The 12253-nt window shown below is 54.3% G+C and carries 11 protein-coding genes; 1 reads left to right on the top strand and 10 read right to left on the bottom strand.

Translation table 11 applies throughout. The features are described from left to right. Positions 1-87: 87 nt before the first annotated feature. The 7 genes from NSS64_RS02510 to NSS64_RS02480 form a co-directional block, all read right to left on the bottom strand. Positions 88-630 carry a GNAT family N-acetyltransferase gene (locus NSS64_RS02510; protein ID WP_341139105.1) on the bottom strand — a complete coding sequence of 181 codons (543 nt, stop codon included), beginning with the start codon at positions 628-630 and terminating at the stop codon, positions 88-90. A 52-nt stretch (positions 631-682) separates the two neighbouring features. Beyond that, positions 683-1618 carry a metallophosphoesterase gene (locus NSS64_RS02505; RefSeq protein ID WP_341139104.1) on the bottom strand — a complete coding sequence of 312 codons (936 nt, stop codon included), beginning with the start codon at positions 1616-1618 and terminating at the stop codon, positions 683-685. A gap of 49 nt (positions 1619-1667) precedes the next feature. Next, positions 1668-2396 (bottom strand): ion channel, encoded by a 729-nt coding sequence (locus tag NSS64_RS02500; RefSeq protein ID WP_341139103.1) that lies wholly within the window; start codon positions 2394-2396, stop codon positions 1668-1670. A 99-nt stretch (positions 2397-2495) separates the two neighbouring features. Further along, on the bottom strand, positions 2496-3329 hold the full coding sequence (locus tag NSS64_RS02495; protein WP_341139102.1) for a DUF3891 family protein: 834 nt from the start codon (positions 3327-3329) through the stop codon (positions 2496-2498). 373 nt (positions 3330-3702) lie between these two features. Continuing rightward, positions 3703-4467 (bottom strand): succinate dehydrogenase iron-sulfur subunit, encoded by a 765-nt coding sequence (sdhB, locus tag NSS64_RS02490; RefSeq protein WP_036727090.1) that lies wholly within the window; start codon positions 4465-4467, stop codon positions 3703-3705. Between the two features lie 38 nt (positions 4468-4505). After that, positions 4506-6248 (bottom strand): succinate dehydrogenase flavoprotein subunit, encoded by a 1743-nt coding sequence (gene sdhA, locus NSS64_RS02485; RefSeq protein WP_036701593.1) that lies wholly within the window; start codon positions 6246-6248, stop codon positions 4506-4508. Positions 6249-6322: 74 nt separating this feature from the next. Further along, complete coding sequence (locus tag NSS64_RS02480) at positions 6323-6988, bottom strand: succinate dehydrogenase cytochrome b558 subunit (protein WP_076162220.1); 666 nt, start codon at positions 6986-6988, stop codon at positions 6323-6325. Positions 6989-7403: 415 nt separating this feature from the next. Here NSS64_RS02480 and NSS64_RS02475 point away from each other — a divergent pair, with 415 nt between their 5' ends. After that, a complete protein-coding gene (locus tag NSS64_RS02475; RefSeq protein WP_340938347.1) occupies positions 7404-8303 on the top strand; it encodes a LysR family transcriptional regulator in 900 nt (299 codons plus the stop codon). 114 nt (positions 8304-8417) lie between these two features. Here the strand turns inward: NSS64_RS02475 and NSS64_RS02470 are convergent, their stop codons facing one another. The 3 genes from NSS64_RS02470 to NSS64_RS02460 form a co-directional block, all read right to left on the bottom strand. After that, complete coding sequence (locus NSS64_RS02470; protein ID WP_341139101.1) at positions 8418-10067, bottom strand: ABC transporter substrate-binding protein; 1650 nt, start codon at positions 10065-10067, stop codon at positions 8418-8420. 66 nt (positions 10068-10133) lie between these two features. Next, on the bottom strand, positions 10134-11033 hold the full coding sequence (locus NSS64_RS02465) for a carbohydrate ABC transporter permease (protein WP_340938344.1): 900 nt from the start codon (positions 11031-11033) through the stop codon (positions 10134-10136). Between the two features lie 14 nt (positions 11034-11047). Next, on the bottom strand, positions 11048-12007 hold the full coding sequence (locus NSS64_RS02460) for an ABC transporter permease (RefSeq protein ID WP_209875949.1): 960 nt from the start codon (positions 12005-12007) through the stop codon (positions 11048-11050). Positions 12008-12253 lie beyond the last annotated feature (246 nt).

Genomic DNA, 12253 nt, shown 5'->3' with positions numbered 1-12253 from the left:
TCGGGTCCCAACAGCAGTTATATTTTCAAAAGGGGGTCATGTACTTAGTTTAACCGCTGACTGTTAGAGTTTGATAACGGCATTATTTCAATTGTGTAACAATGTGAAGACTTTCATTACGTCGCCCGAGCCGTCCGCCATCGGCAGGGTCCGCTCCAGGGTCAGGCCGTTCCTCAGCATGACCTGAGCGGACCGGTAATTATCCCCCCGGCAGCGCCCCTCGACCTTCCTCAGGCCAAGTTCCCTGAAACCGTAGGCCAGCAGCAATCCCAGTGCCTCGGTCGCATACCCGCGCCCCCACCATAACGGATTCAGCATATAGCCCAGCACCGCCTGGCCCTCCTGCCGGTTCCAGTTCTGCAGGGAGACTGAACCGATCAGCTCCGGCTGGCCTAAGATATAGATTCCTGCATGCAGCGCGCCGGGATCATAGCCGTGCAGCATCCGGCTCACCAGCTTATCCAGCACACCCTGCCGGGAAGTGGATGCATGGCGCAGCTGAATATGCGGCTGTACCTCCGGGTGGGAAAGCAGCGACTTCAGCAGCGCTCCGTCGCCGGACGCCATATTCTTCAGTTCTACCCTAGAGCCTTGCAGTGACATCCCCATGATCATCTCATAAGTGCTCATGAACTTCTCCCTCTTCTTCCCCCGCCTATGGCGTCCCTCTCTTGCAGTCCGGCTACCCCCGGCGCAGAGTCAGCACAGTAAGCTCCGGGCGGCACAGGAAGCGCAACGGCATCAATGTCTCGCCGAACCCCCTGTTCACATACACTGGCATGGCCTTATTCTCTGTATAATACAAGCCGTCTATGTATTTCTGAGATCCGTAGGGCGTGAACGGCGCGCCGACCAGCGGCAGGCGAATCTGACCGCCGTGGCTATGCCCCGAGAGCTGAAGGTGAAACGGGTACGCTTCCGCCACCTCGGCGTAATCCGGCTCATGCATCAGCAGTACCGTGAAGATGCCGTCCGGAATATCCCGCACAGCTGCCTCCGGGTCCGGCTTGCCGTGCAGCATATCATCCAGTCCTGCTACAGCAATCGTCGCTCCGCCTTGCTTGATCAGATAGGACTCGTTCCGCAGGACGCGGAATCCGGCCTCCGTCAGCAGACGGGTCAGCAGCTCCGTATTCTTGTAATCATGATTCCCGAGGATGGCATACTTCCCAAGCGGAGCCTGTAGCTCTGCCAGCAGGGGGACTGAGTCGGTCAGATCCTCGGCATAGCTGTCTACGATATCCCCGGTGAAGCAGATCAGATCCGGCTGCTCTTCCCTGATATGCTTCGTCAGCCGGGCCAGATCCTTCGCATCCTTGTTGAAGCCCAGATGCACATCGCTGAAATGGACCAGCCGGGTCCCGGCGAACGCGGACGGCAGCTCCGCAAGCGGCAGCTCCCGGCGGGTCACCTCTAACCAGTTCGGCTCCCCTTGCCAGGCATAGCCGCCGGCGAGGAGACCCGCCCCTACCACCGCTCCTGCCCCCCGGGCCAGGAACTGGCGGCGGGTCATCTTGCGGCCGCTTCGGCCTTCCGGCAGCGGGGGGCCCGTTCCTGCGCCGTCTGGCGCAGCGGGAACTGTACGCCCGGGAGAGCGCCCGAACGGCTTTTTGCTCATAGGGAGATTCTCCTTTCCATCATGAAATTTATTGGGTTCATATTGCTTATTATTTCTGCCTGAAATCCTGAGTTCCCTGCTCCTCCAGCTCCTCTTCCTTATCCTCTACGGCTTCATCCACCTTATCATCAATATCTACTTCAATGGCCGCCTCAATCTCTTCCTCCGTGGTATCCCCCCCAAGAATCTTGCGGAACAAGCCCAGCATGGACAGTGCATAGGCGACCGTAATGAAGCTGAAGCAGATCTGCATAACTACAACCAGCCTTGAGGTATTATCTATGGGAGCTATATCCCCGTAACCGACTGTCGTAAAAGTAGCCACGCTGAAATAGAGGAATGTAATCAACTGGCTAAGCAGATCCTGGCCCAAGCCTTCTCCCTGGAACGAGGACTGTCCAAACAGCTTATATATCGATGTATATACGACTGTAAAAAAAAGAATGCAGGTGAACGCAGCGATGCTGATCCGGACCAGCGTCTGCTGCATTCTGACTTCCTTGCTGTTGGAATCCCTGATTTCATGGAAAATAAACAGAATATAAAACAGGACTGAAGCCAGGACAAAAAACAGAATCAGTCCGCGCAGTCCCCGATTGCCGGGCACAATCGTCCCCAGATCGATCAGGTTCAGCAGATCCTCCACCGAGATCAGCGCATAGATCAGAATAGGAGCGAGCAGCACGCCTCTGCCCATCCAGTTCAGCTTCAACCGGGCAAACCTCACTACCAGGAATACAATGACAATGATATTAAAAGCCCAGATCCACCATGCCATGGCTTTTACGCTCCTGTTCTAAGCTCCCGGCTTCCCGCCGGGAAGGTCCTCATCCGGTCCTGCCGGCACCCGCAAAGCAGCGGCTTGCCCGGACTTATACTACCCCTTAGTGTGCTGACCGGCTCCGGTCTTAGCCCGCGAGTCCTCCTCTGGTCCGCTAATGACCCTGATCCGGCATTCTTCCTCAGGAGCTTCGCGGTAGGCGCGGGCAATTCCCTTATCCTTAATGTCCGCCCGGCTGACCCGCCGCTGCTTGAAGCTTACTTCAACCTCCTGTGTGAACGGGAACGGAGTTAGGGTCAGCGTCGCACTGTCCTGCCACTCCGCCTCAATGGCACGGCCGGAGGTGAAGCTGAATTCCTCGCTGCCGGAGAAGCCGTCTACGAACCAGGGGTGCTTCTCGGATTCGGCGCTGCCCGGCCTACTAAGCGCCAGAAACAGCGACAGATCATCGCAGAATTGCAGCAGTCTGGTGTCATAATACAGCTCGCCTTCTTCAAGCGGCTTGCTCTGCTCCAGCTCCCGGTGGATACGGGCGCGGCGGTCCGCTTCACCCTCCAGATATTGCGTCAGCTCCGGGCACTCCTCACCCGACACCTCAATCAGCCGTTCAAAATGCGAGCTGCACAGCAGCGCCCCGTATGGCGTCTTCGCTTCCACCTCATCGATTCCCCGTCTATAAAAGGTCAGCTTCGGCACAACCGGGAAATCGAGGAAGCTGTAAGGCAGCCCCTCCGCATCATTCCAGAACGGTGTCTCATCCAGATCAATCCAACCCCGGTCATGGTTGCTTACTGCCCACAGTACCTCAGCCCGGCGGCCTTCCGCGGGCGTATGCTCTTCCTTGAACCACTTAGCAAATTCTCCAGCCAGCAGCCCGTGCTCATGCTGCTTCGTCATTACAAGCGTTCCATCCTGTTCACGGCAAATCACAGTCATTCCTCCCCGTTATCCGCTGTCAGGCGGCAATCTCCAAAATATAAGAATTTATAGGTTTTACGCTATAAATTATCCTTCTATTTCTCGCTGAAACGATACCGTCCTTAAAAGGACGGCAAAGCCGTTTCCACTTGGCTATGTAGATTATAACATATTCACCTATATTTATTGGAACCTGCACACGTATGGCTATTCTATGCAGCTACAGGCTCTTCATTACAGGCTGTCTACACATGTACCCTTTTTCCAGCCGACCAGAAACATCCGTACCTGTTACTATGCCAGGCGCAGCCAAACAGGCCACTCAGGAATGACACCTGAATGGCCTGCTACGATTCTGCTTATAGACGAATGGTCTAAGATGCTGTCAGACACCCAGCCAGCGCTTGAACATATGCTTCGTTGTCTGCTTGTTGATCTCGGCAATGGAGGTCGTCAGCGGAATTCCCTTCGGGCAGGCCCGCACACAGTTCTGCGAGTTACCGCAGCCGTCGATGCCGCCGTCATCCATGAGCGCATCCAGGCGCTCTTCAGCATTCATCTCTCCTGTAGGGTGAGCGTTGAACAGGCGCACCTGGGAGATGGCTGCCGGCCCGATGAAGTCAGTCTTCTCATTGACATTCGGGCAAGCCTCCAGACAGACGCCGCAAGTCATGCATTTAGACAGCTCATACGCCCACTGGCGTTTCTTCTCCGGCATACGCGGTCCCGGACCAAGATCATACGTGCCGTCAATCGGAATCCAGGCCTTGACCCGCTTCAGGGCATTGAACATCCGGCTGCGGTCAATCACTAGGTCGCGGACGACCGGGAAGGTCTTCATCGGCTCAATGCGCACCGGCTGCTCCAGATTGTCGATCAGCGCTGCGCAGGCCTGACGGGGCTTGCCGTTGATCACCATGGAACAAGCACCGCAGACCTCTTCCAGACAGTTGGATTCCCAGCATACAGGAACTGTATTATCGCCTTTTGCGTTCACCGGATTACGCTGAATCTCCATCAGTGCGCTGATCACGTTCATCCCCGGGCGGTAGGCAAGCTCGAACTCCTCCGTATAGGGGCTGGTCTCCGGTTCATCCTGGCGGGTAATAATAAATTTCACATTTTTGGGAGCTGCTGCTGTTTCCGCCATGTCAGTTACCTCCTAGAAAATTTGGTTAGTCTAACCGGTCAGTCCTTCGAGTAATCCCGCACGCGCGGAGGAATCAGTGATACATCGACTTCCTCGTAGGAGATCTGCGGGCCGTCAGCCGTCCAGGCCGCTTTGGTGGTCTTGAGGAATTCCTCATCATTACGTGTCGGGAACTCCGGCTTGTAATGTGCGCCCCGGCTCTCATTACGCAGGAGGGCTCCAAGCGTCATCGCCTCCGACAGCTCCAGCATGTTCCACAGCTGGCGGGTGAAGGCCACGCCCTGGTTGCTCCAGCGCGAAGTGTCGCTCATATTGATATTTTTGTAGCGTTCCTTCAGCTCTTTGATTTTGCCGATCGTCGCTTCCAGCTTCTTGTTCTCACGCACCACGGTCATGTTCGCCGTCATCCATTCGCCAAGCTCCTTATGGATCACGTAAGCATTCTCTGTGCCAGTCATCCCCAGCAGCGACTCATATTTATCGGTCTGCGTCTTGTGGAAGCTGTCGAACACCGTGGAGGAGATATCCTGCACCGATTTCTTAAGGCCCTTGATGTATTCCACAGCCTTCGGACCGGAGACCATCCCGCCATAAATGGCAGAGACCAGGGAATTCGCTCCCAGACGGTTGGCCCCGTGGTATTGATATTCACATTCCCCTGCCGCGAACAAGCCGGGAATATTCGTCATTTGATTATAGTCGACCCACATGCCGCCCATCGAATAATGCACAGCCGGGAAGATTTTCATCGGAATCTTGCGGGGATCATCCCCCATGAACTTCTCGTAGATCTCAATAATGCCGCCCAGCTTAACGTCAAGCTCCTTCGGGTCCTTATGCGACAGATCCAGGTAGACCATGTTCTCGCCGTTAATGCCCAGCCCCTGATCCACACACACATTGAAAATCTCACGGGTAGCAATATCGCGCGGCACCAGGTTACCGTACGAAGGATATTTCTCTTCAAGGAAGTACCACGGCTTACCGTCCTTATAGGTCCAGATCCGCCCGCCTTCACCGCGCGCCGATTCCGACATCAGCCGCAGCTTGTCATCGCCGGGAATCGCCGTCGGGTGAATCTGAATGAATTCCCCGTTCGCATAATGCACACCCTGTTGATACACGGCGCTTGCTGCGGTTCCTGTGTTGATGACCGAATTCGTGGTTTTGCCGAAAATAATCCCCGGACCCCCGCTGGCCAGAATGACCGCGTCCGCCGGGAAGGTCTGAATCTCCATCGTCTTGAGATTCTGGGCGCTGATGCCGCGGCAGACCCGCTCGTCATCAAGAATCACCGAGAGGAATTCCCAGTTCTCGCTCTTGGTAACCAGGCCTTCCGCCTCCCAGCGGCGCACCTGCTCATCCAGTGCATAGAGCAGCTGCTGACCGGTAGTCGCACCCGCGAAGGCTGTACGGTGGCGCTTGGTTCCGCCGAACCGGCGGAAGTCAAGCAGCCCCTCCGGCGTACGGTTGAACATTACGCCCATCCGGTCCATCAGGTGAATAATGCCGGGTGCCGCTTCGCACATGGCCTTCACCGGAGGCTGGTTGGCCAGGAAGTCTCCGCCATAGACGGTATCGTCGAAATGCTCCCAGGGCGAGTCGCCCTCGCCCTTGGTATTCACGGCGCCATTGATGCCGCCTTGCGCGCAGACGGAATGTGATCTTTTGACAGGGACCAGTGAGAATAGATGTACATGCGCGCCGGATTCAGCGGCCTTAATGGTAGCCATCAGGCCGGCCAGACCGCCGCCCACGATGATGATATCGGCTGATGCCATGATTGTTCCCCTCCTAAAAGTTTTGTGAGCGTGTCAGCAGCAAAAGTTAACCGCTTCCACGCACCTCTATATTCTTAAATAAAACTGCGCACTGACTGCATCGCCGTAGCGGCAGTTTGGAATTCATCGTTACGGAAGGTAACCAGCGACAGGACGAACATGAAAGTAACGATAACAAAAATACCTAGGCAAAGTACGGACGATACTCTCTGCGAACGCGGACCCACCGTGATTCCCCAGCTGATCAGGAACGACCATAGACCGTTGGAGAAGTGGAAGCAGGCAGCCACGATTCCGACAATATAGAGAGTCATCAGCAGCGGCTGGGTCACAATGTTATGCATCACTCCGCCAAGCTGATCATGCTCCACCTTGCCGAGCGCTACCTGGACGCGGGTGTCCCACAGATGCCAGACAATGAAGATGAAGGTGACGACTCCGCTGATCCGCTGCAGCGTATAACGCCAGTTGCGCTCAAGATTGTAGCGGTTCAGGTTCGGCTTGGACTGGTACGCGATGTACAGGCCGTAGACTCCATGGTACAGCAGCGGCAGCCAGATGCCGAACAATTCCAGGAAGAAGACGAGCGGCAGGCTGTTCAGCCACAGCACACTGTCTGTGAAACCAGAAGCGCCACCCTCTACTGCTGCGAAGTTCGTCAGCATGTGCTCAAGGAAGAATGCCCCGAGCGGGATAACGCCGAGCAAGGAATGAATCTTTCTGGAATAAAATCCTCTCATGCAAAGTGTCCCCTTTCCATATAAAACAGCGTTTTCACAAGTCTTTTTAAAGAGCATACACCGCCGGGAGTACAGTTGAAACAGGGCAGCGGCAGGCTTGATTTACCGGCTAATAGTCTGTTTTCACCACTATCCATTGTTTTCCCGGACTTTGCTGAATAATTCACAATATGTGAATATCTTGTGTCACTTTTCATGTTACTCTTTTTTTGCTTATAAGGGAATTGCAATCTAATTATTAATCGTTATACAATAATTGCATAAGAATATTTTTAATATGATAATAATTCTCATTTAGCTTCATTAATAACTTACAATTTAGGGTTGCCTTCCTGCTCATCAGGAGAACCTTGGATCATCGGCTATACTTTTTATCACAGTTGGATGGGAATTTGGGAGAGAGGAGCACTTTGAAATGTATGATGATTTAGATGCGTTTGCTGCGGTGGTGGAGCACTCCAGCCTGAACCGGGCCTCGCGCCAGCTCAACTTGTCCCAACCTGCCCTCTCCCGCAAAATCTCCAAGCTGGAGGAGCGGCTCGGCGTCGCCCTGTTCAACCGCTTCGGCAAGCGCCTGGAGCTTACAGAGGTTGGCCGGCTTACCTACACCTATGCGCTGGAGCAGCGGCAGCAGCGTTCCAAGTTCCTGGAAGCGTTATCGAAGTTCAAGGAGGGCGAGCCGCAGCTCGTAACCCTAGGCGCCAGCCTGACCACATTGCAGACCACCCTGCCTCCTCTCGTAAAAGCGTACACCGAGAAATATCCGGCAGCCGAGCTGAAGCTCATCACCGGGAAGACCCATGAGATGGTTACCGCTGTCAGCGAAGGCAAATGCGATGTCGCCATTATCGCCTCCCAGGTCCGGGAGCCGGGGCTGCGCTGCATCCCGCTGTTCGAGGACCAGCTCCGGCTGGTCGTCTCCGAGCAGCATCCGCTGACCCTGACGACGCGGCTCACCATGGAGCATCTCTCCCGGCTGCCGATGATTCTTTTCTCCAAGGGAACCTGGTACCGCCGGACGACAGACGATCTGTTCCAGCGCTGCGGGGTTGATCCCGATGTACGGATGGAGATCGATTCCTTCGAGGCCATCGTCCGTCTGCTGCCCACCATCAAAGCTGCGGCCCTGCTGCCGAATTCGTATCTGCGCCCGGAGCTGCTGAACGGCGGGGGGCTGGTATCCCTGCACATCAAGGAGCTGGAGCAGACGCAGCGGACCACTTGCCTCATCTACCAGAGCAGCGGCGGACTCAGTACGGCAGCGCGCTGCCTGGTGCAGGTGACGGAGGATGTCTTCCTGAACAGCCGCGAGTAGCGGCGGGGAACACAGCAATCACCCGGCAAGCCTCCGTAATGCTACGGATCGGCCTGCCGGGTGAGGATACTGCCGGGTAATTCTTTTGCTATACTAAGCCAGGCTTACATCGAATTAACGGAACTTGCCTGCATCAATTGCCGCCTGCTTCTCATCGAGAATCTCCTGGTAGCCTGCCTCCAGATACGTCTTCTTGGCGGCTTCATACGTAGCATCGAATTCTGCCTCCGGAGCGAGCACCACCTTCACGTACAGCTCCTGGAACAGCGTATTCAGATCCGCCTTGTATTCGTTCACCTTCTCCAGCACTACATTGAACAGGGCATCCGGTGTACGGAATTCGGCAACCTCGTCATAATACTTCACCAGATCATCCGCCAGCGGCTCATAACCGGCCGGTGCCCAGTTGCGCAGGTTGGCCTTGCGGGTCTTGGCTTCATCCGGGTACTGGGCAATTTCCGTCACCAGACCCCAATAGTCCTTGTTATTGTTCTGTGCCAGCACCGCTTCGCCCTTATAATCCGGGTTCTTCAGCGCAATGCCGTCTGCGTCAAGCGTATAGTTCTCCCCTTCGATCCCGTTCTGGAACTTGAACAGGTTCTCCGGCTGGCTGAGCCATTCCAGATACATCCACACGGCTGCGCGTTCTTCCGGCGTGGATTCATAGTTAATTCCCATAATGAAGCCGAACGGCCAGTAAGCGCGTCCCTGAGGCTTGTTGCCTTCCGGAACTCCCGCATACGGAGGCACTACGGCAAATTCAGCATCCGGATTATTCTGCAGCGTAGCCGCAAAGACATCGGTGTTGTTCGCCAGATAGAAGCCGAAGTTGCCGGTTTTGCCTGCCACGAATTCAGCCTTAATCTTCGGTTCATCGTTGCGCAGATAGAATTCCTTATCGATCAGGCCGTTGTTATACTGATAATTGAGGTTACGCAGGTAAGCCTCAGTCTCCTCCGTAGTCAGATCGGCCACGCTGAGATCGGAATACAGCGCACGATATTTCGCATCCACCGGCCATTTACGGAACGGATAGTTGAAGTTGAAGAAGTTCTGCAGCAGATTGCCGCCGCTTACGCCGAGTCCGGCTTCCTTCCATTTGGCCAGCATTTCGTTATACTTCTCCAGCGAGGTCAGATCCTCAACCTTCATGCCTACCTTTTCCACCCAGTCCTTGCGGATAATGTTGACGAAGTTGTCGGCTTCAGGACGCGCAGCGAAGAAGAAGGTCTTCTGATCATCCACGGTACCATACTGTTCAATCGTCTCACCCATACTTTTCCAGTAGGTCGGCGCATAATTCTGAATCTCTGCATAGTCGAGCGGCTGCATCACATCCTCACCATAATAAGTAAGCGCTTGCGGCATATCATAGTGGAAAATAATATCCGGAGCCTTGTGCGAAGCCAGCAGCTGTTCGAAATCCGTTACTTCCTTGGAGCGGGTAATCGGCACATAGTTAACTTCTATATTATATTTGTCGCCGAACTCCGCCTGCACCCAGCGGGTATAATAGTTATCGGACACGTTCCAGCCTTCATAGGCACGCTCATAGACCGGAATGTCGAGCGAGACTTTTTTCTCGAAGCCCTTGGAATAATCAGGATAGGCTCCTTCGGCTTGGTTCGTAGCAGCGGCAGTCTCGGCCGGCTTACTGCTGGCTTCGGCTGTATCCTTGGTGTTATTTCCCCCTGAGCATCCGGCCAGCAGGCCGGCCGTCATGACGGATGCCATCATTAACGAATACACGCTTCTTTTACTCATCGCAATTCCCCCATTTTTTTGAATTTTCGTGATTCCAAAAAATGCCTATATACAAGGGACGCAGGATTACTCCTTGACGGCTCCAAGCATAACACCTTGAACAAAGTATTTCTGGACGAACGGATACACACAGAGGATAGGCAAGGTAGCGAATACAACGACTGACGCCTTCAAAACTTCGGGATTGCTGAGCTGCACCTGGCTGGCCTCCAGCTGGAAGCTTTCACTTGCCTGAATGACCAGATAATACAGCTTGAGCTGAAGCGGCCGGAGCGAGGTCTCATGCTTGATATAGAACAATGCGTCCTGATAAGCATTCCAGCGTCCCACTGCATAGAAGAGAGCGAGTGTCGCCATAATCGGCTTGGATAAAGGCAGCACAATGCTGAACAGAATCCGGAAATGCCCGGCACCGTCGATCCGCGCAGACTCTTCCAGACTTACGGGAATCCCGTGCGTTAGAGAAGTCTTCATAATCAGCAGATTGAAGGCACTGAAGGAGAGGGGCAGCACCAGTGACCAGATGGTATCCATCAGCCCCAGATTATTGATGTTCATATAGTCGGGAATGATGCCCCCGCTGAAATACATGGTGAACAGGAAGATGAAGGTGATCACCCTGCGGCCCTTGAACTGGGTTCGGGACAGCGGATAGGCGGCGCAGATGGTCAGAATCATGCCCAGAATGGTGAACAGCACCGTCACGATGACCGAGATATACAGGGAACGGAGGATGCTGGCATCCGCGAAGATTTTGTTATACGCTTCAATGGTGAAGCCCTGCGGCCACAGAAAGACCTTGTTGGCAATGACAAAGGAGTCCGAGCTCAGCGATTTCGATACGACATGAATGAACGGCAGCAGGCAGATCAATGAGATGATAATAATGACGAGGCGGATCAGCGTTTCCCAGATATCAATACGTGCTTTATGGGGTGCGGCAGTGCCTCCGGCAATTGCTTTCATGGTTCCTCTCCTTTCTACAAAATCCCATCCTCACCAAGCTTCTTGGCTACGCGGTCTGCGGAAATAACCAGAATAATCCCGATGACGGACTGGAATAATCCGATGGCAGTCGCCCGGCTGAAGTTGCCGCTCTCAATCCCCCAGCGGTACACCAGGACCGGTATGGTGGTGGTGAACTCCGTGGTGGCCTTATTCTGCAGCGCATAGATACGCTCGAAGGAGCCGTCCATTACTTTGCCCAGCGCCATAATCAAGAGCGTCACAATCGTTGCCCGGATCGATGGAAGGGTGATATTCCATACCTTTCTCCAGCGCCCTGCCCCGTCCACCGTAGCCGCTTCATACATCTCAGGGTTGATGCCGCTCATCGCCGCCAGGTAGATAATCGTGCCCCAGCCCATGCTCTGCCAGACCCCGATCACGAGATAGCTAATGAGCCAATTCGTATCCTGCTGCAGGAACGGAATCCGGGTGCCTCCCATCAGCTCTATGAGGTTATTGACAACGCCGCCCCCCTCACTGAGGAGCTGATACGCGATGGCTCCGATAATGACCCAGGAGAGGAAATGGGGCAAATACAGCACCGTCTGATTGATTCTTTTGAACCGTACACTCTTGATCTCGTTCAGCAGCAGAGCCAGCACAATCGGCATCGTGAAGCTGAAGCACAGGTCAAGCACGTTCAGCAGCAGAGTGTTGCGGACAGCCCGGATGAAATCAGGCTTGGCGAACAGGTCCTGGAAGACCTGCAGCCCGGCCCATTCACTGCCCCAGAAACCTCTGGCAATCTTATAGTCCTTGAAGGCGATTACAAGTCCGGTCATGGGCAAATATTTGAATACGATGACAAAAGCCAGCGGAAGCATCACCAGCAGATAGAGCTGCCAATCCCGCTGTAAATAATAGCTGAACCCCTGTTTCCTTCTTAATAATGGACTGTGATTCGTTTGTGAAGCGCTTGCAGCTTTCAACATATTCACCTCCTGCCTTGAATTCTTCTTGCCGGCTTCCGGCTCGTGTTCTCCGGCCTGGCTCCTATGCTACCGCCTTTGCCGGGGCTTGAATATCATGAGTATTGATGATCACCTATCACAATTGATTCACAAATGATTGTTGCCCGGCGCACCAAGCTTCAGGCCAAGGTGAATAATCAAAACTGATAGGCATTCCCAAAATTAATAAAGCGCTTTCACTTAGGAGAGCAGGTACAAGTCGGATAG

This window comes from Paenibacillus sp. FSL H8-0122 (genome assembly GCF_038005345.1).
GTDB lineage: Bacteria > Bacillota > Bacilli > Paenibacillales > Paenibacillaceae > Paenibacillus_AQ.
This window is presented reverse-complemented; position numbering and strand designations above follow the sequence as displayed.